The sequence below is a fragment of the Helicobacter ibis genome (genome assembly GCF_027859255.1).
GTDB lineage: Bacteria > Campylobacterota > Campylobacteria > Campylobacterales > Helicobacteraceae > Helicobacter_D > Helicobacter_D ibis.
Genome location: NZ_JAQHXR010000005.1, coordinates 22,485 through 45,140, shown reverse-complemented (window position 1 = coordinate 45,140; position 22,656 = coordinate 22,485). Strand labels below are relative to the sequence as shown.

Here is a 22,656-nt window from a genome sequence, read left to right as displayed (position 1 = left end):
AAAATATGAGTTAGTGTTGGATTAGGAGATAAAATGAAGCTTTAAAAGAGGGAATATTGTAAAAGATTGTAAAAAAAGATTCTAAGAAGTGTGTTGTGTATTAGGAGCTAGAGTAGGTATATTGGCTTCTATTATTTATATTTAGGCTATTTAGTGTAGTTAGTTATAGATTAATAAGGAGTTGGTAAAGATGGATTAAAGAGGCTTTATAATGAGTAAGAAAGTTAATTGATGTGATAGAAATAGGTGAAGATTTAAGCTTTCCACTTGCCTACACACTTGTAAGCAAGGCTGAATGTATGTGCTTTATAAATGGTTCTTTGTTTTCTGATTTTGAAATAGAAGAAAATAGCATTGTCTTTAATGAGCCGGTTTTTAAAGGTGCAAAAATAGAGCTACAACTAATAAAGCCACAAGAATAAGCTATGACTTAAACTCTCTAGCACTAAGGGCTATTTTTAAAGAGGCTATTTCTTCTTTTAGCTCTTTTATTTCTTTTCTTTTATCTTCTAGCTCTTCAACCCTTCTTCTTTCTGCTTTGTCTAGTTGTTCATTTTTATCTTCTATTTCTCTCCATCTGTTTTTTATTTCTTTATCCTTATGCCACCCCATACAAAAGCAACCAAAAATAAACCCAACCAAAACTCCAGAATTAAAACTCCCATCACTTAGCATTAGCTTTATAAACTCTACATATTCCATAAAAACTCCTAAAATAAAGATTATACAAAAAGCAAGAATTGCAAATAAGGACTAAAACAATCTATCCCTTACAATTGCAAAATAAAACCCATACAATGCTAGACAAAAAAGGAGTAAGCCATGAGCTTAATACGAAGTGCAGGTGATAGCAGACTTAAAAGAGTTCATCTAGCCATTGATGTAATAAAAAACCAAGATGAGCTAGTAGATGGGATAAAGGGAAATCTCTTTGCATTAGAAGAAGAGGAAGCATTTTTAATGCTAAAAGAAAATGTTGAAGAACCTAAAAGTATAAGAGAGTTAAGAAGAGAAGGCAAGATTATGATTATAGAAAATGGTAATGGATTAGGAAGAATACAAAAGGAGGCAGAGAATGAGCAATAATTGGATATTGCCAAATGTAGCAAGTGCAAGTGGAAGTGTGGAGAATGCAAGTGGAGGAGAAATACCAAACATAAGCGGTGGTGGAATCCCAAGTGAAAGTGGTGAAAGTATAGAACTACCAAATACAAGTGGAGGAGAAATAGTAATGCCACAACCTCCAGAAAATGAAAGCGAAGAAACTCTAAAAGACTATCTAGCAGAATTACAAAAAATCTATGAAGAGCTAAAGTGCAAAGAAGATGAATTAACACTAGAAGCATTAAGAAATGATATAAAAATCAAACAAGCAGAGATAAAAGAGATTCAAATAACATATAAACAAAAGCAAAACCAAGAAAAAACACTCCTAGCAGAAACAAAAGTATTGCAACAAGAAATAGACTCACTAAGAACTTAACATAAATCAATGCAATATTTTTTCTATCACTATACAATTCATATTTTAAACTTAAGGAGAATAAATGCTTGATTCAAAAACAATAGAAATAATAAAATCTACAATCCCGGCATTAAAAAATTGTGGTGAGGATATTACAAAGGTATTTTATAGAGAACTTTTTACAAGATATCCACAAGTGCAAAGTATGTTTGATATGGAAAAGCAAAAAAATGGAAAACAGCCAAAGGCATTGGCTGCTGCGGTTTTAAATGCTGCTATGAATATTGATAATTTAGAAAACATTAGGAAGAGTGTTGAAAAAATAGGCAAGATTCATGTTGAATTAAATGTAACTAAGGAGCACTATCCTTTAGTTGGTGAGTGTCTTTTAATAGCCATTAAAGAAGTCTTACAAGATGCGGCAACAGATGAAATAATGGAAGCCTGGGAGAAGGCATATGGAGAAATAGCAGAGTTCTATATCAATATAGAAGAAAAATTATATAAACAAAACTAAAATTTATAAAAATCTAACTTCATTATTTTTTTATTTACATTTTTCTGAAATAATATAAATTACACTTTGTAAAAGGAGAAATGATGAAGATTAGAAATTTACTCTTAGGTGCGTTGTTAGCTTCTAATGTGCATGCATTTGAAGTTAGCGAGCTACCTCCTGTAAGCTCTCGTGAGATGCCTGATGTATCTCAAAATAGAATCTACTCATATTATAATTCAATTAAAGATGCAAAAAATGCAGTTGTAAATATATCAACCCAAAAAAAAGTAAAAGCACCAAACATACAAGGACACCCACTCTTAAATGATCCATTTTTTAGGCAGTTCTTTGGTGATGCTTTTGGTTCTATAGTACCAAAGGATAGGATTGAGAGAAGCCTTGGAAGTGGGGTTATCATCTCTAGTGATGGATATGTTGTAACGAATAATCATGTAATAGATGGTGCAGATAAGATTCTAGTATCATTGCCAGAGAGCAATAAAGAATATGAAGCAAAATTGATAGGAAAAGATGAAAAAAGCGATCTTGCAATTGTTAAGATAAATGCTAAGAATCTTCCATTTTTAAAGTTTGCCTCAAGCAGTGATTTGCAAGTTGGCGATGTAGTTTTTGCAATAGGCAATCCATTTGGGGTAGGTGAGAGCGTAACTCAAGGGATAATTTCTGCTCTAAATAAATCTGGTATAGGAATCAATGATTATGAAAATTTCATTCAAACTGATGCTTCAATTAATCCCGGAAATAGTGGTGGTGCATTAGTTGATAGCAGAGGCGGACTAATAGGAATAAACACAGCGATACTTTCAAGAACTGGCGGGAATCATGGTATAGGATTTGCCATACCTTCTGAAATGGTAAAAAAAGTATCAAAGGCACTAATAGAAGATGGTGTAATAGAGCGAGGTTATCTTGGGGTTAGCATACAAGATATAAATAGTGATTTAAAAGATATGTATCAAAATCAAAGCGGTGCAGTTGTTTTAGCTATTGATGATAAATCTCCCGCTAGTAAAGCTGGATTAAAAGTATGGGATTTAATAACTCATATTAACAACAGGGCAATTAAAGGTGCAGCAGATCTTAAAAATGTAGTAGGAACATTTAGCCCAAATGATAAAATCACACTCACATATACAAGAGATAAAAGAGAGTATAAAACAACAATAGTGCTAAGCAAAGCTCCAAGTGGTAGCGATGGCAGTGTCGTATCTGGTGGAATCAAGGGGCTTGATGTAACAACTCTAAGTGCTGATATAAAGGCCAAATATGGAATCCCAAGCAATATAGCAGGTGTGTTTGTAGTAAATGTTGATCAAGGTAGTAAGGCGGATGAAATTGGATTTGTCGAGGGAGATATAATAGCTCAAGTTGAAAGCTACATGATAAAAGATACAAAAGACTTTAATGATGTAATGAATCGCTATAAAGGACAAGCAAAGAGAATGATTATAAATCGTGGAGGCAGAATCCTAACAATAGTAGCAAGATAAATAAATGCCAAACTCTTGGGTTTGGTATTTAGGACTTTTTATAAAAAGTCTGCTACCTGTTCATATAATAAAGGAAGTATCTGTAAACAAAACTATTGACTTATATATCCTTTATACCACACTTCTAATGCGTATAGATTCCATAGCATTTTGGCTCTTTTTTCCTCTCCATAATTTTGTGTGTTGTTACAAAGCGATAAAATCTCTCCTTGTGATAGAAAATTATTAGATATTTTTGGATTTGTTAGAGAATCTAAGATATTGTCTTTTAGGTCTTTATTTACCCATTTTTTAAGTGGCACTTCAAAGCCTCTCTTTGGTGCATTAAAGATTTCTTTTGGCAAATATTTTTGAGCTAGGATTCTAAGGATATATTTTGTCTCTCTGCCTCTTATTTTGAAATCATCATTGATTCTTGGTGCGAATTCTACAAACATCTTTGAAAGAAATGGACTTCTTGCCTCTAGTGAATGTGCCATTGTTGCTATGTCCATTTTTGGTAATAAATCGCTAAGTAGTATGTTTTTTGAATCTAATAGAAGCATTTTTGATAGCGGGGTTAGATTTGAGTTAAATATATCTTCTACTTCATTGCTAAATTTTTCTAGCATATTGCTTGATAGATTCATGTCAAATATATCGGTGGTAGATTTTAGGTAGTATTTACTTGGGTTTTTATAATAGTATTTTGCCATTTCCATAAGGCGATAGAAATATGTATAAAAAGAAGCTTTTTTGCTTGGTTTTGGCAAAAATTTGCTTATAGGTGCTAGATATGATACCTTTGGCATTAGCAGATGCCCTACATATCGTCTATATCCTCCAAATAATTCATCTGCACCATCTCCTGTTAGAATCACGCTTAGATGCTTTTTTGCCTCTTTTGCTACATAATAGCTAGGTATAGCACTGCTATCAAAAAATGGTCTTCCGTAATTTTGTAAAATTGTTTCTATATCATCTTTTAGATTTGTGCTTATTTTTATTGTTTTGTGGTCTGTGTTATATTTGTTTGCTGTTAGCTGTGCTAGATGAGATTCATCATAAGAATCTTCAAATGAAATTGTAAATGTTTTTAAATTTGGATTTAGATTTGATGCTATTGCTACTATTAGTGAGCTATCAATCCCACCACTTAAAAATGCACCAACTTCTATATCTGATGATACAAGTCTGTTTTTTATGCTTTCTTTTAGTATTGATTCGCAGTTTTCTAGGACTTCATTTTCATCATTTATTTTATCTATTTCATAATATCTTGCTAAATCAAAATATTGATGAAATTCTAAGACATGGCTCTTTAAGTCATATATCCCATAGTATCCATTTGGAATTGAGTGCGTATGCTTATATGGTGTGCCATCATGGTAAAAAAATCCACTCTTTAAAAAGAAAGCTATATTATCTAACTCTAACTCTAGCTTAGTGATACTAAGGAGTGTGTTTAGCTCACTAGCAAATGCGAATTTGTCATTTTCTTTGTAGAAAAAAAATGGCTTTTTGCCCATTCTATCTCTAGCCATGAATAAAGTATGACTCAATCTATCATATATAACAAATGCAAACATTCCATCTAGCATATTTAAAAATTCACTACCATAATTATCATATAGTGCCAAAATCGTCTCTGTATCGCTATGTGTTTTAAAGTCAAACTTCAAGCCTTCTCTTAAGTGCAGATGATTGTAAATTTCTCCATTAAAAATTATGCTCAAATGCTTATAGTGCATAGGTTGAGAGGCACTAGTGCTTAAGTCTTGTATGCTAAGGCGAGAGTGAAATAAATTTAAAATTCCCCCCAAGCTCATCTCTTCTAAGAATCCCTTATCATTTGGTCCTCTATGATATAGCATGGATTCTATTTTTTCTCTATTTGTAGATATATTTAGGCTTCCGGCAATTCCGCACATTTATTAATCCTTTATTTTATACACTACGATTTTATCATTTTTTAGGATTAATTCCATTTCTTTATTGTTGTTAAATAATATCCATTGTAATACATTGCTATTTTTGTAGGTTTCATCGATTGTTAAGACATTGTTTTTGAAGTTAAAGATTCCACTATTTTGCAGTGTTTTTCCATTTTGTGGGTTGATATTTCTAAATTTATTTATATTTGCAACTAGAGGTATCATTCTATATGGAATAATCCAAAAAATATCATAGTTTGAATCTTTTTTGATATTAGTATTTTCTAGCGTTTTTATGTATTCTAGCGGAGTTTGGTTATTGAGTGAGTTTGTAAATATAAAATTCCATTGCGACTTTTCCATGCTTTTCATGTTTTGTGCAAGTTTTATTGATAGATTTTTGGCGAATCTTTGATTTGTATTTAGCAGTATTTCTGCTATTGGATAGTTTATTATCCCTGCATGTCGTCCGCCATCTAGGAGTGTTATAGATTCCGTAAAATATGATATTGCATATCCATAGTCCCACCAAGAAAATGCAATATCTCCATTTTTTATTGGTAGCTTTTGCAAACTTTGTATTTCGCTCTTTGATAGAATTGGTTGTGGAATCTCATATTTCATACATGCTATAAATAAGCCAAGCGCTATGATTGACATGCCTAAGATTATGTTTTTGTATTTTTGAAGTTTATGCAACAAAAATGCTATTAATAAAACAATGCCAATAGCGATAATTGGGCTTAAAAACATGCTAAATCTAACCCCAAGCTTAAATGAGGCAATCCCTAGTAGTAAAAATGGTATCAAAAGCAAATAAATATATGCAAAGTTTCTATTTTTTAGTGCAAATATTAGTCCTATCACACAAAACCCAAAGATTCCACATATAAATACAATAATACCACCGCTTCTACTTGCCATATCTATAAAAGTCGCAGGTGTAGTCTCTAAAATCAAATTTACAACAGATGTATAAATATAGCTATTTGAATGCTGAATCTCTCCAAATAGATAAGCATTCACTTGAGAGATTATTGGGTTAAAAAGCCCAAAATAATACGCATAAATAATTGAAATTACTAGTATTAGATATTTATACTTTTTTAGCACAAAAACAATAAATAATGCAACAAAAGAATAGCTAAAGGGCGTTAGTGCAATTAAAAAAACACTTATTATATCTAGTTGTAACTCTTTTTTTATTGTTGCGTATAGCAAGTAGAGCATAAAGCTACTTAGAAGAATGCTAGAAATCCCATTGTGCCAATTTATAGAGGCAATAGAGAAGATTCCAAAGGCTAATAATGAGTAGCTCCTACCTTGTAAAATATATTTCCATAAAAATAAAATGCTAAGTAATGGTAGGGATAAAATTAACATATCAGTATCAAAATAGCCAATAATTGTTCTTTGAAAATAATGTGGAGCAAGCAAGCTTAGCATACTGCCTATAAGGGCTAGAATCTTATTTTGTGTTGTAGATTCAGTGTTTGTAAATTGCAAAATTTGCAGTATGCAAACATACATAATAATCCCAAAAATCACCCCAAATACAACACTGCTATATGTAAATGCAGTCTCTTTAAAGATTGCACTAAGTATCCCACCAAGTATAGAAAGTGGTGGTATGGAAGATAAAAGTGATAGTTGCTCTTTTATGTTTGATAGTGCAAATTCTTTTGCAAACTTTGCATAATAATATGAATCATAAGAAGTTAGAATAAGTGTGTCATTTATGAAATTCTGTGGATTTTGTGCAAATTTGTAGAACTCTAAATATTGAAATAAAAAATATACAAAACAAATAGTAAAAATAAATAAGCAGTGAAGATAAGCATCCTTGTGCTTGGAGAAAAAAGATTCCAAGATAGAATCTTTTTTATCTCTTTGAGAATTGAGGGCTTCTTCTTGCTTTTCTTTTTCCGTATTTCTTCCTTTCAACAACTCTTGAATCTCTTGTTAATAATCCTTTTGGTTTTAGGATTGCTCTGAAGTTAGTATCATATGCTACAAGTGCCTTTGAAATACCATGTCTTAGTGCCTCAGCTTGTGCTGAATATCCACTTCCCATAGTAACTGCAACTATATCAACGCTCTTTTCTTGCTTAGTTAATAAAAGTGGTTGCATAACTTTCATTTTGATAGCTTCATGCCCACCCAGCCAATTATTCAAACTAACTCCACCATTTATTGTAAATTTACCTGTTCCAGGTGCTAACCAAACTTTAGCGACTGCTGTTTTTCTTTTTCCTGTTGCATAAATCTTTGCCATTATCTATCCTTGTTTTGATACTTGCGCACTGTGAGGGTGAGTTTCGCTGTTATATACTTTTAGCTTTTTAATAATTGCTCTGCCTAGTTTTGTCTTTGGAAGCATACCTCTAACAGCTAGTTTATATAGCTTTTCTGGGTGCTTTTCTAGCATTTCTCTTAGTGTTTTTGACTTTGTGCTACCAAAATAACCTGAATGCGTAAAATACTCTTTGTCATCTAGCTTCATACCGCTAAACTTAGCTTTGCCAGCATTTATAACCACAACAAAGTCTCCACAATCTACATGAGGAGTATAGCAAGGTTTATGCTTACCTCTAAGTAGAGTAGCAACCTCTGTTATTAATCGTCCAAAAGTCTTGTCTTTAGCATCAAGAACAACCCATTCTCGTTTAATTTCGTTGGCTTTTGCCATTTTGGTAATTTTCATTTCTTTACCTTTATAACTTTAAGTTTTAAGTCGCAAATTATATTGAAAATTTGTTAAATTTTGCTTAAATTAAGTTTTGTAAAAGCTATTGTATTTCTTGTGGCATGAAGTTTTCGTTGTATTTTGTTATTTCTATTTCTTTGTTATTAATAATTGCTCTTGCTGGTTTTAATAATCCAGATTTACCACAATCAAACGCTCTTAAGAATCTGCTTCTATGCTCCAAATCCCAATTGCTATCAAAAAGACCATCATTTGGTAATTGTGATTTATAATAGAAGCTCCCACTACCTGTCATAGGTGTGCCTTTTAATTTTTCATTTAATAAATCTTGCAAAATCGATTCTAATGTCAAAACCCCAAGCTCTAGTTGCTCTTGTGTGAGTGATAAGAATGTATGATTTTTGTTTAAAATTATTTCTTTTTGCACTAGAATCTCTCCACTATCGATATTTTCATTGACCATATGCCATGTAATTCCGCTTTTTTCTTCATTGTTATATATACACCATAGTGCAGCATTTGAGCCTTTATATTTTGGTAGTAGAGAGTTATGGTAATTAATGATTGTTAGATTATGTTTGTCTAGAATCTTTTTTGTAAAAATAAAATAATTATTTGCACTAACTACTAGCGTCTTTGAATCTATCTGCATAAAGATATTTTCTAATTGGTTTTTATTGATTATATTTTGGTAGTTTATATTTTGCTTTTTGCAAAAATTGCTAAATAGTGATAGTTTTGGTTCATTTTGACTTAGAGCAAATATTTTTTCTTTTGGTAGCTTATATTTTTCATATAGAAGTTTCATTGTTTTTAGTGCCAAGTTTCCACTGCCTATTATGCATATTTTGTCAAACTTCATATTATTCCTTGTTAGTATCTATAAAGATTCCAATATAGTATCTTCTCCATTTTTAAAAGTCCAAAAACGTTTAGGAGATGTTTTTAGTAATAAATATGGATTCTTTGTTAGCTCATTTTTAACTGCTTTATAAAAGTCTTGTGCATTAAAATAATAGAGAAAAGAAGCACCAAGTTTTTGTGATTTAACAACTCCTAAAGAGAGTAAAGCTTTAAACATTTTAGAATAATCTACCACAATCTCGCCATTAGGTGGCAAACAAAAATGATAAAACTCTCCTTTATGTGATATTTCCTCTAAATCTATCACTTCACCAGAAAATGGCTTGAAATAGCGGTATTTAACGCCAAAGTTTGCTTCCACAAACATCATAAAAGTGCAAACTCTAATATCAATTCCTAAAAATATCATTAGTGCATTAGAATCTAATAAATTTTGATATACACAATTACCCAAAAATGGGTTGTATTCTACACTCTTATCTATGCTTTCTCCGTTATTTGAGCAAAAGCTAAACATAGGGTGGATACTTCTATGCTTAGTAGCATTTCTATATGCTTCTGTTAAGATTCCAACCTCGCTTGGCAAACTCCTTAAATCAGCAAAATGTGTCTTTGGAAAGGAGTAGTTAAAACAAGGCATTAAAATTTCGCTATTGCATTTTAATAGAATCTCTAAATAATTATCCATTATTTCTTGTGGTGGTATTTTTTGATTGTTTTTTGTGGGAATTCCTAAGTTTGCAATGGCACTATGAATTAGAATATTTTTAGAATCTTTTGTATGTATTTTCAAAAAAGATTCAAACTCTTCTAACGCATATGTTTTCACAAAAACTCTCCAAAGTTTTTAACAATTTTCTCATAGCTTTGCGTAATTTCTTGTTTGAAATCTTCATTATTCCATGCTTTACGACTTAAAAGTAAGAATTCTAATTTTTTGTTTAATGTGTTTATATCTTGTGTCAAATCAAGTTTTGCTAATAAATAAGAATACACAATCTCCAACGCCTTAAAGGCAAATATAAGCTTTGGTTCATGCAAAAGTGGTTCTAATTTTTCTTTTAAATTTTCAAAAATTTCTTCTTTATGCTCCCTTACTAGTGTGCAAGGATGGTTTGTATCATTGTAAATTACATCAAAAAATGAAGCATATAAAAACCCCTCACATTCGCCTTTATACGATATTTTGGGGATAAAGGGATAGATTCTGCAAATTAATGGTCGCATAGAGTGAGGATTGCATAGTCCCTTACAATCACATATCAAATAATAAAGCGTAAGATTTTTGCCATTTAACAAGGTAAATTCTTCTTTTTTAATTTCATCTATATTGCTAATCCCGCCATTTTGTTCGTAGTAGCTATACTCATCTTCTAAGAGTGGAAGCGTTATTTTAGAAAGTATGGAGAATTCTTTGTTCATAGTGCAACAATATCCATTGCAAGTTAAATGGCAGTCTTTGAAGGCCACAAATTCTGTGTTGTAAATATATTCCCATATCATTTTAGGTTTTCCTTCTTTATTATCTCATACAGACCGTTTAAAGTACCAAACTCAACTGGGTCATATTCGCTAAAGTCAAGTTCTATTTTCAGTTCGTCTTCTAAAAAGCTAAGCAATTCTAAAAATCCAACAGAATCAATTCCATTATTTCCAAAAATAGCTCCTCCATCGAAGTTTGGATTTTTTGTTTTTATAAAATTTTCAATTTTTTCTTTCATTTTTATCCTTTACATAATTAAATTACTTCTTCAATTAATCCGCATTCTATGAACTTGTTTATATATTCTTTCATACTAAGCAAATTAAAGCTACAAATTTCTGCAATTTCTAGCAAATCTCTCTTACCATCGCAATACATCAACAAATTCCGCATATCTTTAATTGCTTTTATGCTTTCTTTAGTTGATAGTGTGGGATATAGTTCATATTTTCCAAGCTGTGGCTCACAAAGAATTTTGTTTTTATACACTCTATTTAGTTCTAGTGCTTCTAAGATTCTTTTTGCAAAAGTATATCCACCCTCTAAGCCCTCTTTGCTGATAAAGTCTAAATTGTCTAGTGAAGTGTGATATTCTTTATACTCGCCAAATTTTGTGCGAGAGATGGTGCAAAATGGCAAATCAATCCCCGGCGCACAATACTGCCTCTCATCACTCCCACGCTCCAAATAAGAATATTCCCTATATCCTTTATAATAGTGCTTTAGGATATGCCTTGTGCTCCTATCTGCTAGATTGTTTCCCATTTGAGAAGTGACAAAAGAGTAGTTTTGATTATCTCCTAAGCAAGTTAGCACAAATCCAGCTATGCAATTTTCTTGCATTTGTTTTAAATGTGTGGAGAGATAATAAATTGCCCCTATGGTTTCTGGCAAGAATAAGATTCTATAAGAATAATATGAATCTTTTTCTAACAGATATTTAGCTAAGTATGTTGCAACACAAATTCCAGAAATTTCATTGTTTGCCATTTGTGGGTGACAAATATATGTGCTAAGAATTATTTCTTTTTTGCTTTTTCCCTCTATTAGAATCTCTCCATAACTAAGAGAGCCATTTTCTAGACTAGAATTAATCACTACTTCAAACTTTTCTTTGCTGTTTTTGTATTTTTTTTCTAGCTTCTTTTTTAGGCTATCTTGCAAACAGAATCCCCAATATTCTTTATAATAAGAGGTGATATAAGGAATCGCCTCACTTTGACTTTCTAGCGAATGCAGATGTGTTTTTAGTTCATTAAACTCTAGCTTTAAATTTTGTGGCGTGGAATATCCAACTAAATGCAGATTATTTTCTTTAAAATCACATATTTTCTCACCATTTGGGGTTACAATATAGGCATCTTTTACATTCCATTCTTTTGGAATTGTCCAATCATAAGCCTTTGTGCCACTTGCAACTTCGCAAATTTCTAGCTTATGTTCTAGGATTTTATCAATTTCTTTTAGAGTTTGCCTATTGCCATCACCACTAAGAGAGCGTGGGATTTTAAAGAGGAGCTTGGCAAATAAATAGAGTTCATAGCCAATATCATTATGCCCCCCCCCCCCACCACTTATTTGCTAATTCTTGCATAAAATCTCTTCTTTAATTTTATTTCTATCTATTTTGCCATTTGCATTTATGGGGAATCTCTCTAGCGTTACAAACTTGCTTGGTATCATAAAGTTAGGCATTTCTTCTTTGCATTTTGCTAAGATTTCTGCTTGGTTTATTTCTATAGCTTCTATTACGCCTATTAGCTTATTTATACCATTTTCTGTAATTACCACTGCAATACTAGGTAGGTTTGTGATTTTGCTAAGCTTTAAATCCACCTCTAAAAGCTCGATTCTATATCCTTGAATCTTTACTTGATCATCAATTCTACCACAATAGCAATATAAAAGCTCATTTCCAATTTGCTTTTTTATACCAATATCGCCTGTTTTATAATAATTTTTATTATTTATGTGTATAAATTTTTCATTTGTTTTTGGCTCATCATCTAAGTATCCTAATGCTACTTGATCTCCACTTATCCAAATTTCTCCCATTTCTCCATTTTCTACTTCTTTGCCATTTTCATCTCTTAGGCTTATTTCTAAATTCTCTAGTGGAAATCCAAGTGGGATCCCCTCTTCATTTAATGCTTCGTTGCAAGGTTTGCCAAATTTATAGCACAGATATTGTGTGGCAACAATTGTGGTTTCTGTGGGACCATAGAGATTATAAACTTTGCTTCTGTTAGCACATGTTGCCCATGCTTGCGCATTTTTTAAGCTTAGAGCTTCACCACAAAACATAGACAATCTTAGGCTTGGTAAAGCTTCTTCTTTTAAGGCTTTGAGTTTTGATAAAAATTTGATTAGCGAAGGAACTGCATAAAAGATTGTTAGCTCTTTTTGCTGTATGAATTTAATGGGATTTATTAGAGAATCTGCAGGGATTACGCATAATTTAGCTCCACTTAAAAGAGTGCAGAAAATATCATGCATTGCAACATCAAAAGTTATGTCAAAAAAGTTTGAGATTCTATCTTGTGGAGTTATTTTTAAGAGTTTTTGCATTTTTGAAATGTAGGCAAAAAGATTGTCTCTACTTACCTGAACACCCTTTGGAATCCCAGTGCTCCCAGAGGTAAAGAGTATGTAGGCAACTTCATTTTGTGCTACTTTATAAAGATTATTAGTGCTAGATTTTTTAATTGTGCTAAAAACTTCAAGCTCTAGCTTTAGCTCATTTTGTAATTCTAAAAAAAGCTCTTTGCAAGATTCATCTACTACGATTTTTGTGGCTTTTGCGTTTTGTATCATTAGCTTTAGGCGTTCTTTTTTGAACTTCGGATTTAGTGGGATAAAGGTTAGATTTGCTTTTATGCAAGCTAAAATAGAAACATATGTAAGATAACTTCTAAAGCAAAATATTAAAACCCTCTCTCCTTTGTTTTCTAAAAGAGAATTAGCAAGAGTGCTAGAATCTCTATCTAGCTCTTCATAGCTAAAAGTCTTGTCGTCTATTTCAAGGGCGATTTTATCTTTGTGAAGCAAAAGAGATTCTAGGAGGGAATTTTTTAGATTCATTGTTGTCCTTGTGAGGCTAGATACTCTTCATAACTTCCACGAAAATCAACTATTTCATTGTTTTCTTTAAACTCTATAATCCTATTTGCATACGCATCAATTAACTCTCTATCGTGGCTTATACAAATGACATTTCCACTATATTTGTATAATGCCTCTCCAAGTGCGATGATAGCCTCTAAATCAAGGTGGTTGGTAGGCTCATCAAGCACTAAGAAATTCCCACCTTCTAGCATGAGCTTGCTTAACATCATTCTATGTTTTTCTCCACCGCTTAGGGAGTTTATGTTTTTTTCTTGCTCTTCTCCGTTAAATAGCATTCTACCTAGTGCGTTTCTTATCTCTGTGGCTTCTTTTTTCTTATCAAATCCTCTTAGCCATTCATAGAGGGTTTCTTCGCCCTTTATAAGCTCGGTGGTGTTTTGAGGGAAGTAGCCTCTCTCAATCGTCGCACCCCATTTTATGCTTCCACTTTGTGGCTTTAGGTTTTCACATATTAGCTCACAAAATGTAGTCTTGCCAATACCATTTCTCCCAATAAGTGCGATTTTATCACCCGGAAGTATGGTTAGGTTTAAGTTTTTAATCACTTCTAAGTCTTCATAAGAAAAGTTCAAGTTTTCAATGTTTAATGCCTCATTTCCTATGGTGCGGTTTGGCTTAAAAAGTATGCTAGGATCGCGTCTAGAGGATACTTCAAGTGCTTTTATGTCTAGCTTTTCTAGTTGTTTTTGTCTAGAAGTGGCTTGTTTAGCCTTAGAAGCATTTGCCGAAAATCTAGCGATAAAAGATTCTAGCTCTTCTTTTTCTTTTAGCTTTTTGTTTCTCTCCATTTCTTGTTGTTTGGCAATGAGAGTTGAGGCAATATACCAATCATCATAGTTTCCACTAAATTCTCTAACAGATTTAAAATCCAAGTCCAAAATATGTGTGCATACGCTATTTAAAAAGTGTCTATCGTGTGAGATTACTACAAGTGTGCCTTCATGGCGTCTTAATTGCTCTTCTAAGTAGGAAATCGTCTTTAAATCTAGGTTGTTTGTAGGTTCATCTAAGAATAAAACATCAGGTTTTGGGAATAGAACTTGTGCTAGAAGCACTTTAAACTTATCTCCACCCGTTAGCGTTTTCATAAGCTCATCGTGGATTTTAGCAGGGAATCCTAAGTCTTCTAAAATCTTTTCTATTTGCACATCATATTCATAGGTGGGATCTTCTTCGGCGCAAATCATCTCTAATTCACCTAAGCGTTCATTAACTGGGTCGCTAAAGTCTCCTGCTTCATAAAGTCTTTCTTTTTCTTTAATTGCTTCATAAAGTCTTTTATTGCCATAAAGCACACAATCTTTAATGCTAAAGTCCTCATATGCAAATTGATTTTGCCCAAGCACTCCAAGCCTAGCATTTGGGTCAAATGAAATATCTCCGCTTGTATGCTCAATCTCTCCACTTAAGATTTTTAAAAAAGTGGATTTTCCAGCACCATTTGCACCTATTAGCCCATATCTTTTGCCCTTATCAAGCCTTAAATTTACATTTTCAAAAAGTTTTTTGGTAGCATATTGCATACCAAGCCCGGTTATTTGAACCATAATAATCCTTAATTATCCGCCTAAATATCTCTTTTTTATATCAGGGTCGTTTAGTATATTCTCCGCTGTATCATTCATCGTTATTTTGCCATGCTCTAGCACATAGGCACGATTTGCTATTTTTAGTGCTGCAAATGCGTTTTGCTCTACTAGTAGTATTGTAATTCCATTTTCTCTTAAACTCGTTAATATCTCAAATAGCTCTCCAACTATTTTTGGCGCTAGACCCAAGCTTGGTTCATCTAGCATTAGCAATTTTGGCTCACTCATCAATGCTCTTGCAATGGCTAACATTTGTTGTTCTCCACCGCTCATTGTTCCTGCCATTTGCTTGTGTCTTTCTTTTAATCTAGGAAATAATGCATACATTTTTTCTTTCATAACAACAAAATTTTCATCATTGTTATAAGCACCCATTCTTAGATTCTCATCAACACTCAAGTTTGTAAAAACTCTCCTACCTTCAGGCACTAAGACCAAGCCTCTTTGAATTATTTTATGTGTAGGTATATTTGAAATATCAGCACCAAAAAATTTTACTTTACCCTTTGTTTTAACGCTATTTACTATGCCATTTAGAGTAGAAGTTTTTCCAGCACCATTGCTACCTATTAGTGTGATTATTTCGTGTTCTTCTATGTGGAAGCTAACACCCTTTAGTCCATTTATAAGTCCGTATTGAACTTCAAGATTCTCAACTTGTAGCATAATAATCTCCTAAATATGCAGCAATTACATCTTTATTATTAATAGCGTCAAATGGGCTACCGCTAAATAGTTTCTTACCATAATCTAAAACAAGAACCTCATTGCATAATTTATTTACAAAAGGCATATCGTGCTCTATTAGCAATATGCTTAAATTAAAATCTTTTTTCATTTTGAAAATTAGTGTTCCTAGCTCCTCTGTTTCTATTGGATTCATGCCTGCTGCTGGCTCATCTAGTAAAAGAAGTTTCGGATCTGTCGCTAATGCCCTTGCTATTTCTACCTTTCTGCTATTTCCATAGCTTAGAGAGTTGGCTTGCATGTCTGCCTTGTCTGCTATGCCTAGATAGTCTAGTAATTCTAATGCCTTTTGTCTTATTCGTCTTTCTTCTTTAAAGAATCTGCCTATTCTAAATGCCGCTTCAAAAAAGCTATATTTTGCATTATTATGTAAGCCTATTAGCACATTGTCCAACACACTCATTGAATTAAAAAGCCTTATGTTTTGAAATGTTCTTGCTATACCCAAATTTACTATTGTGTTTGGCTTATAGTTTGATATATTTTTGCCATTGAAGCTAACTTTTCCAGCGGTAGGTTTGTAATTTGCTGTAATTATGTTAAACATTGTTGTTTTTCCAGCACCATTTGGTCCTATTAAGCCAAAGATTGTGTTGTTTTCTATGCAAAAGCTTACATTATCTATTGCCTTTATTCCACCAAATGAGATACTAACATCTTTTAGCTCTAGCAATGCCATTTCTAGCCTTTAAAAAATTTTTTCTTTGGGTTTAAATCCCATAATTCTTTTTTTCCCATAATCCCCTCTCTTGCAAAAAGCATGATGCATAGAAGTATAAGTGAGAAAAACACCATTCTTAAGCCGGGATATGAACCAAAATCAGTCCCAAAAAACACAAGAGGTTGATCTAAGAATCTAAGCCATTCTCCACCACCTATAACTAAAATAGTTCCTAAAATGGCTCCAGTAGTGCTACCAAGTCCGCCAAGAACAATTATTATAAGCAACTGAAATGTAAGTTCAAAACCAAATATTTTTGGATCAATCGTAGTTAGCCAAACAGCCATTAATCCACCACCAACACCCTCTAAAAATGCACTTGTAGAAAATGCAAATGTTTTGATTTTAAATGTATTAATACCCATAGCAATTGCTGCATCTTCATCATCTCTGACCGCCTTCATTGCACGACCAAATTTGGAATATACAATCTGTAAAATCAATATAACCGAAGCTGTTGCAATAATGCCACTCCAAAAGAAAATTGTGATATTTGCTCCATTCTCAAAAGAATGAGTATATAAATATGACATGAAAGCTTTTATGGATTCTGGCATATTTGGTGAGTTTGCAATGCTATACATAAAGGCTTGTATAGAATTCATTATTGTGTCGTTGTTGTTTGGTATTTCATTTAGCCCAATAGCACCATTTGTCCATTCTGGGTTGTTGATTGCTAGGATTTTTATTATAAATCCAAAACCAAGAGTAACAATGGCTAGATAATCGCCTCTAACCCTAAAAACAGGGAATGCTAATAGTATAGAGATAAATGCAGCTACAAGACCGCTACACAATAATGCAGGTAACAACTCACTATACATGCTTAATACAAATGGGTGAGGATCGCTTAGCTGAAACATACCAAGCTTAGAATCTGAATCTAAAAGCATTAATGCAGTTACATAAGCTCCAATGGCCACAAAGCCATTTGGCTCTAGCGATAGCTGTCCAGTAACACCATTTATTAGGTTATAGCTAACTGCTAAAATCACAAAAATAAGTATATTATTAAATACTCTAAGCAAGTAATCATCAAGCACACTTTGTGCTAGAAATAACACAACAATCATTAGTATATAGACTAGTATATGCCCACTAAATGTTGTGGCAGTAGGATTATTATGGTATAAATTTTTTACTTTCATGTATTAAAACCTACTTTTTTCTAATTTCCAATCACCCATGATTCCAACTGGGCGGAATAGTAAAACCAATATCAAAAATAAAAATGCAAATGCATCTTTGTAACCACCAAGATTTGGGAATATAGCCACAGCCATAACTTCTGTGAATCCTAAAATAAATCCACCAAGCACAGCACCGCCAACGCTCCCTATGCCACCTAAAACAGCAGCTGCAAATGCTTTTAATCCTATTAAAACGCCCATTAGAGGATCTATTGTAGGATATGAAACAGCATAGAAGATTCCACCAATACCTGCAAGAGAACTGCCTATGGCAAAGACTATGGCAATTATTGTATTTACATTTATTCCCATTAGCCCTATTGTGTGTATGTCAAATGCAGTTGCTCTAATTGCCATGCCTTGTTTTGTATTATATAAAAATTGCAACAACATAATTAATAGTAGAATTGTTACTGCTGGTATTATAATTGTTATATGTGTCAGGCTTATACCTACTATGTTTATGTTTTGGCTTAGAAACTCTGGTGCGTTAAAAAATTTCGGAGTTGAACCGAAAAATACATTAAATATATTTTCTAAAAAAAAGCTAATACCAATTGCAGTTATAAGCATTGAGATTCTAGGAGCTGAACGAAGTGGCAAATAAGCTATCTTGTCTATTATAATACCAAGTAGTATGCATAGAAGTATTGCAAATATAGCAGATGCAATAAATGGAAGTCCAAGAGAGTTTATAGCAAAAAAACTCAAAAAAGCACCAACCATCATAATATCTGCATGAGCAAAGTTAATAAGTCTCAAACACCCATATACCATAGTGTATCCTATGGCGATTAGGGCATATGTGCTTCCTAGACTAATACCATTTATGCATTGCTGTATTAATGTCAAAAAATCCAAGTCTTATTCCTTATGGTTCAATAGTTGTTTTATATACCAATTTACCATTTTTTACTTCATTTATTACGGCACTTCTTATTGCTTCTCCATTTTGCAGAGAGAATTTTCCACTTATTCCTTCAAAATCTGTTACATTTCTTATTTTGTCATTTATGCATATTTTATCATTTGCACCACATGCCTCTATTGCTGATATAGCAAGTCCATACGCATCAGCTAACATTGCACTAAATGTGCTGACAGGCTCTTTATATGTTGCTTCATATTCTTGTATAAATTTTGCACCTTTCTCTGTTTGTTTTGAGCTAGTAGAATAGTAATCAGTAACCATATATCCTTCTCCAGCATCTTTTGCTACATCAAAGAATATTTTGTTTGAAACCAATCCATCGCCACCTATTACAGGCATGTTTAGCCCCAATTGTTTTGCTTGAAGTGCTATTAATGCACCTTCATTGTAGTAGATAGGTAAATATATCATATTTGCTTTTGCTGCTTTTATGCTTGATAGTTGGGCTCTAAAGTCTTTTGTCCCAGCTTGTGCGTTTGTTTCTATTACTATTTCTCCGCCTAGTTTTTTGTATTGATCTCTAAAAGCTTTTGTTAGACCAATTGAGTAATCGCTACTATTGTCAAATAAGATAGCAGCTCTATTTGCTCCTAAGTCTTTAATTGCTAAATTAGCAGCGATGATTCCTTGAAAACTATCTGCAAATGAGATTCTAGATACAAATTTTTTACCTTTTGTTACTCTATCATTTGTAGCTACTGGAGATATTAGCGGAGTTTTGCTATCATCTGCTATTTTTGTCATGGCTAGCGCATTAGTAGAAATCATTGGACCAATTACTACACTTACTTTGTCGGTAGAAACTAGTTTTTGCATAGCATTAGCAGATTCTATTTTATCACTTTTGTTGTCTATCAATACCAATTCTATTTTGTCCCCATTTTTTGTTGTGCTTTGATTTTTATAAGCTATGTCAATACCCCTTTTACCTAGCTCACCAAACCCGCCAACAGCACCACTAATAGGTAATACAACTCCAACTTTGATTGTCTCTGCACTTACAGCACTTGCAAACATTCCAAATGCTAAAGTTAAGCTAACAAATACCTTTCTCATGACATTCCCTTATTTGTGATATTAAAATTTGCGATTTTATTAAAAAATACTTTTAATTCTTATTAATTTTTGGATTTTGAAAATTTCTTGCAGATATATAATCTGCAAGAATGGAGTAGATTATTGATTTGCTACTAGAGTTAGGATTAGCTTTACTTCATCGCCTACTAGGCTATCTTTTAGGCTAGATTCCCATACTACACCAAAGTCTGATCTTTTTATTGTTGTGTTTGCATTTATTTCTAGTGTTTTTCCATTTAGTTTGCTTTGACTATCTAAAATCACTTCTTTTGTTGTGTCTTTGATTGTTAGTTTCCCATATATTTTGCCATTTTCAAATTTAGTCATTTTAAATGTCATATTTGGAAATTTAGCAACATCAAATATATCTGGTGCTCTTAAGTGGTCATCTCTTTTTTGGTTTGCAGTATCTACAGATGCTACATCAATAGTGCCATCAAGTGCTTTAATAGCATTATTTTCATAGTCTATATTTCCACTAAACTTTGAAAAATTACCTTCAACTTTTGTGAGTTTTAAGTGAGATATTTCAAAGCCAACTTTTGATTTTGCCATATCTAGTGTGTATGGTGTTGCAAATAGAGCTAAATTTAATGCTCCAAAAATAGTAGTTATCATAAATAACTTTTTCATCGTTTTCCTTTGTGTTTAATTTAGCCCTACATTGTATCACATTTATTTTAGTTTTCTTGCTTTTAGGTATGCCCTTTGTGGTGCTTCATAGCCTTCTATGGTTTTTGTATGGGTGGAATCTAAAAAGTTTTCTAAGCTCATATCATTGCTCCATTTTGTTTTTCTTTGTTCGTTTATTTCTGTTTTTTGGGTTGCTATATGTTCTATATCAGAAAACCCACATCTGCTAAGCCAATTTTGAAATGTCTTTAGTGTGGGTATGAAATATACATTTGGCATTTTGGCATAGCTTCCATTTGGACATAGGGCTATTTCAGAATCTCCACTTATTATAATGCTATCAAATATCGCTTCGCCACCTACTTTTAGAGAGTTGTATATTGTCTTTATTGAATCAAGTGGGCTTTTTCTATGGTATAAAACTCCAAGACATAATAAAACATCAAACCTTATATCCATAAATTCTAAGTCTTCTATTCCAAGCAGTTCAAACTTAACTTTAGATTCATGTATGAAAAAATTTATAAAATCAAACTGCATTTTACATAGTGGCATTGGGTCTAGCCCTACTATTTGCTTTGGATTTTTTTCTAACATCTTAAATATATAGTATCCATTGTTACAACCAATGTCTCCTATTATTTTATTTTCTGCATTTATATGTTTTGAGATTAGATTATATTTTATTGAGCTATCCCACTCGCTATTTATTTCTATATCATTTATTTTAAACGGTCCTTTACGCCATGGCTTTAGGCTTAATGCTACATCTTCTATGAGCTTTAGGGATTCTTTACTTATATTTGGTAGATTTATTTCTACAAAGTCATTTAGAGTTATATTGCATATTAATTCTTGCTTGTCTATGCTATTTAGCCTATTTATAGATTCTATTAGTGGTGTTATGTTTTTATAGCTTAGAAGTTTGTTTCTTTGTTTTTTAATTTGTTCTAGATTCATTAGTATATTGGTGCGTCAAATTGATCTTGGCTTTGTTGCAAGGCTTCATCTGTGTATATGACATTATCAGGGCATTTTTCTCTATAATTTCCTTGTGCGTCATAATAGTATGTCTTATCATCCCACACAGAGTTTCCATATCCACAAGCATTTCTATATAAACAACCACTAAAGATAAAAGCTACAATAAAGCTAACAAGCACAATTTTCATACAATACTCCAAAAGTAATTTCTAAAATTCTATCAAATTATAAAAACATTCAAAGTTACTCTTTGCAATAGCAAAAACCAAAGAATCTCTCACCCAAAAAGCTAGGGTCAATTAGTGTTCTTATTTTTGAAGATTCTTTGCTATAAGATTCAAAGCCAAAATGCTCAATATACCAATTACACGCCATATCAAGCCCCATATCAACTAAGATTCTATTTTGTCTGCCAAATAGGACTTCTTTTGCATTTAGGCTTAAAAAGTAGTCTTTTAATATCTCAAAATTTACTTCATAAGTTATATCGCATTGTCCAAAATCATGGATAAAATCTCTTTTATATTTTCTTTTATTTGGTGATAGAAAGAGATTCCTTGTTTTGTGGTTTTTGTAGAATCTTAGTGTAAATTCATCTTTTCTTTCAACAAGTCCATAATCAAAGCTTATAAAATACCATTTTTGCAAGGATTCTAGGTTTTTAAAAAAGTCATCTAGTATTGGTATTTCTCCTCTTTGTATATTGAATTTTTGTGCGATTTGTTTGATTTTATTGCTGGCTTTTTTAAATATAAGATTCCCATGTTCGATAAAAGCCATGTCCTCACTATCGTATATTTCGCAAGGAAATGCGTCAAAGAGTTCATTGCTTATAAAAATTATATTGTCGTATGACTTTAGAGATTCAAAGTTATCTGTAGTTATTAGCTCTTTGTCTTTTATGCGTTGGTTAAATGTATTTTGTTGAATCTTTACTAGCTCTTTTAGTGGTTCTATTGTTATGTATTTTGCTTCAATGTTGTGATTATTAAGAAAGTAAGCAACAGAGGCTATCAAATTTCCAGTATTTGCTCCTATTTCAACTATTGCAGCGTTTTTAGTAATTAGCTTTGAGATATAATTTGCTATGCTATAACCAAAAATATCACTAACGCTAGTGCTTGTGTAAAAATCGCCACTTACGCCTATTTTGCTATGTCTATAATAGCCATCTTTACCATATAGCCACTCTTGCATATATTTAGAAAATTCCATA

The 22,656-nt window shown here is 32.4% G+C and carries 26 protein-coding genes; 5 read left to right on the top strand and 21 right to left on the bottom strand.

Annotated features, from left to right (window positions below; genetic code table 11):
- Positions 1-233: 233 nt before the first annotated feature.
- The gene (locus PF021_RS07795) at positions 234-422 is read left to right on the top strand and encodes a hypothetical protein (RefSeq protein WP_271021929.1); all 189 of its coding nucleotides are present in this window, start codon (positions 234-236) and stop codon (positions 420-422) included.
- Position 423: 1 nt separating this feature from the next.
- On the opposite strand, the gene PF021_RS07790 is transcribed toward PF021_RS07795, so the two are convergent.
- Entirely contained in the window at positions 424-702 is a 279-nt protein-coding gene (locus PF021_RS07790; protein WP_271021928.1) for a coiled-coil domain-containing protein, read from the bottom strand.
- A 120-nt stretch (positions 703-822) separates the two neighbouring features.
- Here PF021_RS07790 and PF021_RS07785 point away from each other — a divergent pair, with 120 nt between their 5' ends.
- From PF021_RS07785 to PF021_RS07770, 4 genes are all read left to right on the top strand, one after another.
- Positions 823-1,086 carry a hypothetical protein gene (locus PF021_RS07785; protein ID WP_271021927.1) on the top strand — a complete coding sequence of 88 codons (264 nt, stop codon included), beginning with the start codon at positions 823-825 and terminating at the stop codon, positions 1,084-1,086.
- Positions 1,076-1,483, top strand: a complete 408-nt coding sequence (locus tag PF021_RS07780; RefSeq protein WP_271021926.1) for a hypothetical protein — start codon at positions 1,076-1,078, stop codon at positions 1,481-1,483. Before PF021_RS07785 ends, PF021_RS07780 begins: the two co-directional genes overlap by 11 nt.
- Positions 1,484-1,547: 64 nt before the next feature.
- Entirely contained in the window at positions 1,548-1,982 is a 435-nt protein-coding gene (locus tag PF021_RS07775; protein ID WP_271021925.1) for a globin domain-containing protein, read from the top strand.
- Positions 1,983-2,065: 83 nt separating this feature from the next.
- Positions 2,066-3,475 (top strand): Do family serine endopeptidase, encoded by a 1,410-nt coding sequence (locus PF021_RS07770; RefSeq protein WP_271021924.1) that lies wholly within the window; start codon positions 2,066-2,068, stop codon positions 3,473-3,475.
- 92 nt (positions 3,476-3,567) lie between these two features.
- Here the strand turns inward: PF021_RS07770 and asnB are convergent, their stop codons facing one another.
- The 20 genes from asnB to PF021_RS07670 all read right to left on the bottom strand — a co-directional run bounded on the left by asnB (position 3,568) and on the right by PF021_RS07670 (position 22,655).
- Complete coding sequence (gene asnB, locus PF021_RS07765) at positions 3,568-5,385, bottom strand: asparagine synthase (glutamine-hydrolyzing) (protein WP_271021923.1); 1,818 nt, start codon at positions 5,383-5,385, stop codon at positions 3,568-3,570.
- A 3-nt stretch (positions 5,386-5,388) separates the two neighbouring features.
- Positions 5,389-7,332, bottom strand: a complete 1,944-nt coding sequence (locus tag PF021_RS07760; protein WP_271021922.1) for an STT3 domain-containing protein — start codon at positions 7,330-7,332, stop codon at positions 5,389-5,391.
- The gene (gene rpsI / locus PF021_RS07755; RefSeq protein WP_271021921.1) at positions 7,271-7,663 is read right to left on the bottom strand and encodes a 30S ribosomal protein S9; all 393 of its coding nucleotides are present in this window, start codon (positions 7,661-7,663) and stop codon (positions 7,271-7,273) included. The genes PF021_RS07760 and rpsI overlap by 62 nt, the downstream gene beginning before the upstream one ends.
- 3 nt (positions 7,664-7,666) lie before the next feature.
- The gene (gene rplM, locus PF021_RS07750) at positions 7,667-8,092 is read right to left on the bottom strand and encodes a 50S ribosomal protein L13 (RefSeq protein WP_271021920.1); all 426 of its coding nucleotides are present in this window, start codon (positions 8,090-8,092) and stop codon (positions 7,667-7,669) included.
- Between the two features lie 85 nt (positions 8,093-8,177).
- Positions 8,178-8,957: a formyltransferase family protein gene (locus tag PF021_RS07745; RefSeq protein WP_271021919.1), complete on the bottom strand. Its 780-nt coding sequence runs from the start codon at positions 8,955-8,957 to the stop codon at positions 8,178-8,180.
- Positions 8,958-8,975: 18 nt separating this feature from the next.
- Positions 8,976-9,788, bottom strand: coding sequence for an AAC(3) family N-acetyltransferase (locus PF021_RS07740; RefSeq protein ID WP_271021918.1), 813 nt, complete (start codon positions 9,786-9,788; stop codon positions 8,976-8,978).
- Entirely contained in the window at positions 9,785-10,462 is a 678-nt protein-coding gene (locus tag PF021_RS07735; protein WP_271021917.1) for a hypothetical protein, read from the bottom strand. The genes PF021_RS07740 and PF021_RS07735 overlap by 4 nt, the downstream gene beginning before the upstream one ends.
- A complete protein-coding gene (locus tag PF021_RS07730; protein WP_271021916.1) occupies positions 10,459-10,680 on the bottom strand; it encodes an acyl carrier protein in 222 nt (73 codons plus the stop codon). Before PF021_RS07730 ends, PF021_RS07735 begins: the two co-directional genes overlap by 4 nt.
- 17 nt (positions 10,681-10,697) lie before the next feature.
- Positions 10,698-11,990, bottom strand: coding sequence for a DUF4910 domain-containing protein (locus PF021_RS07725; RefSeq protein WP_271021930.1), 1,293 nt, complete (start codon positions 11,988-11,990; stop codon positions 10,698-10,700).
- 33 nt (positions 11,991-12,023) lie between these two features.
- Complete coding sequence (locus PF021_RS07720; protein ID WP_271021915.1) at positions 12,024-13,523, bottom strand: AMP-binding protein; 1,500 nt, start codon at positions 13,521-13,523, stop codon at positions 12,024-12,026.
- Complete coding sequence (locus tag PF021_RS07715; protein WP_271021914.1) at positions 13,520-15,115, bottom strand: ABC-F family ATP-binding cassette domain-containing protein; 1,596 nt, start codon at positions 15,113-15,115, stop codon at positions 13,520-13,522. Before PF021_RS07715 ends, PF021_RS07720 begins: the two co-directional genes overlap by 4 nt.
- Before the next feature lie 12 nt (positions 15,116-15,127).
- Positions 15,128-15,823 (bottom strand): ABC transporter ATP-binding protein, encoded by a 696-nt coding sequence (locus PF021_RS07710; RefSeq protein ID WP_271021913.1) that lies wholly within the window; start codon positions 15,821-15,823, stop codon positions 15,128-15,130.
- Complete coding sequence (locus PF021_RS07705) at positions 15,810-16,583, bottom strand: ABC transporter ATP-binding protein (protein ID WP_271021912.1); 774 nt, start codon at positions 16,581-16,583, stop codon at positions 15,810-15,812. Before PF021_RS07705 ends, PF021_RS07710 begins: the two co-directional genes overlap by 14 nt.
- A gap of 2 nt (positions 16,584-16,585) precedes the next feature.
- Positions 16,586-17,773 (bottom strand): branched-chain amino acid ABC transporter permease, encoded by a 1,188-nt coding sequence (locus PF021_RS07700; protein ID WP_271021911.1) that lies wholly within the window; start codon positions 17,771-17,773, stop codon positions 16,586-16,588.
- 3 nt (positions 17,774-17,776) lie between these two features.
- Positions 17,777-18,676 (bottom strand): branched-chain amino acid ABC transporter permease, encoded by a 900-nt coding sequence (locus PF021_RS07695; RefSeq protein WP_271021910.1) that lies wholly within the window; start codon positions 18,674-18,676, stop codon positions 17,777-17,779.
- 10 nt (positions 18,677-18,686) lie between these two features.
- Positions 18,687-19,802, bottom strand: coding sequence for an ABC transporter substrate-binding protein (locus tag PF021_RS07690; RefSeq protein ID WP_271021909.1), 1,116 nt, complete (start codon positions 19,800-19,802; stop codon positions 18,687-18,689).
- A 120-nt stretch (positions 19,803-19,922) separates the two neighbouring features.
- On the bottom strand, positions 19,923-20,456 hold the full coding sequence (locus PF021_RS07685; RefSeq protein WP_271021908.1) for a YceI family protein: 534 nt from the start codon (positions 20,454-20,456) through the stop codon (positions 19,923-19,925).
- A gap of 42 nt (positions 20,457-20,498) precedes the next feature.
- A complete protein-coding gene (cmoB, locus tag PF021_RS07680; protein ID WP_271021907.1) occupies positions 20,499-21,416 on the bottom strand; it encodes a tRNA 5-methoxyuridine(34)/uridine 5-oxyacetic acid(34) synthase CmoB in 918 nt (305 codons plus the stop codon).
- A complete protein-coding gene (locus tag PF021_RS07675) occupies positions 21,416-21,628 on the bottom strand; it encodes a hypothetical protein (RefSeq protein WP_271021906.1) in 213 nt (70 codons plus the stop codon). Before PF021_RS07675 ends, cmoB begins: the two co-directional genes overlap by 1 nt.
- A 55-nt stretch (positions 21,629-21,683) precedes the next feature.
- Positions 21,684-22,655 (bottom strand): SAM-dependent methyltransferase, encoded by a 972-nt coding sequence (locus PF021_RS07670; protein WP_271021905.1) that lies wholly within the window; start codon positions 22,653-22,655, stop codon positions 21,684-21,686.
- Position 22,656 lies beyond the last annotated feature (1 nt).

Excerpts from the sequence above, each read along its gene's own strand:
- PF021_RS07735 (WP_271021917.1), bottom strand. The coding sequence starts at position 10,462 with ATGATATGGGAATATATTTACAACACAGAATTTGTGGCCTTCAAAGAC.
- PF021_RS07700 (WP_271021911.1), bottom strand. The coding sequence starts at position 17,773 with ATGAAAGTAAAAAATTTATACCATAATAATCCTACTGCCACAACATTT.
- PF021_RS07690 (WP_271021909.1), bottom strand. The coding sequence starts at position 19,802 with ATGAGAAAGGTATTTGTTAGCTTAACTTTAGCATTTGGAATGTTTGCA.
- PF021_RS07705 (WP_271021912.1), bottom strand. The coding sequence starts at position 16,583 with ATGGCATTGCTAGAGCTAAAAGATGTTAGTATCTCATTTGGTGGAATA.
- PF021_RS07745 (WP_271021919.1), bottom strand. The coding sequence starts at position 8,957 with ATGAAGTTTGACAAAATATGCATAATAGGCAGTGGAAACTTGGCACTA.
- rplM (WP_271021920.1), bottom strand. The coding sequence starts at position 8,092 with ATGAAAATTACCAAAATGGCAAAAGCCAACGAAATTAAACGAGAATGG.
- PF021_RS07780 (WP_271021926.1), top strand. The coding sequence starts at position 1,076 with ATGAGCAATAATTGGATATTGCCAAATGTAGCAAGTGCAAGTGGAAGT.
- PF021_RS07790 (WP_271021928.1), bottom strand. The coding sequence starts at position 702 with ATGGAATATGTAGAGTTTATAAAGCTAATGCTAAGTGATGGGAGTTTT.
- PF021_RS07730 (WP_271021916.1), bottom strand. The coding sequence starts at position 10,680 with ATGAAAGAAAAAATTGAAAATTTTATAAAAACAAAAAATCCAAACTTC.
- PF021_RS07710 (WP_271021913.1), bottom strand. The coding sequence starts at position 15,823 with ATGCTACAAGTTGAGAATCTTGAAGTTCAATACGGACTTATAAATGGA.
- PF021_RS07720 (WP_271021915.1), bottom strand. The coding sequence starts at position 13,523 with ATGAATCTAAAAAATTCCCTCCTAGAATCTCTTTTGCTTCACAAAGAT.
- rpsI (WP_271021921.1), bottom strand. The coding sequence starts at position 7,663 with ATGGCAAAGATTTATGCAACAGGAAAAAGAAAAACAGCAGTCGCTAAA.
- PF021_RS07775 (WP_271021925.1), top strand. The coding sequence starts at position 1,548 with ATGCTTGATTCAAAAACAATAGAAATAATAAAATCTACAATCCCGGCA.
- PF021_RS07785 (WP_271021927.1), top strand. The coding sequence starts at position 823 with ATGAGCTTAATACGAAGTGCAGGTGATAGCAGACTTAAAAGAGTTCAT.
- PF021_RS07715 (WP_271021914.1), bottom strand. The coding sequence starts at position 15,115 with ATGGTTCAAATAACCGGGCTTGGTATGCAATATGCTACCAAAAAACTT.
- PF021_RS07675 (WP_271021906.1), bottom strand. The coding sequence starts at position 21,628 with ATGAAAATTGTGCTTGTTAGCTTTATTGTAGCTTTTATCTTTAGTGGT.
- PF021_RS07770 (WP_271021924.1), top strand. The coding sequence starts at position 2,066 with ATGAAGATTAGAAATTTACTCTTAGGTGCGTTGTTAGCTTCTAATGTG.
- asnB (WP_271021923.1), bottom strand. The coding sequence starts at position 5,385 with ATGTGCGGAATTGCCGGAAGCCTAAATATATCTACAAATAGAGAAAAA.
- PF021_RS07685 (WP_271021908.1), bottom strand. The coding sequence starts at position 20,456 with ATGAAAAAGTTATTTATGATAACTACTATTTTTGGAGCATTAAATTTA.
- cmoB (WP_271021907.1), bottom strand. The coding sequence starts at position 21,416 with ATGAATCTAGAACAAATTAAAAAACAAAGAAACAAACTTCTAAGCTAT.
- PF021_RS07670 (WP_271021905.1), bottom strand. The coding sequence starts at position 22,655 with ATGGAATTTTCTAAATATATGCAAGAGTGGCTATATGGTAAAGATGGC.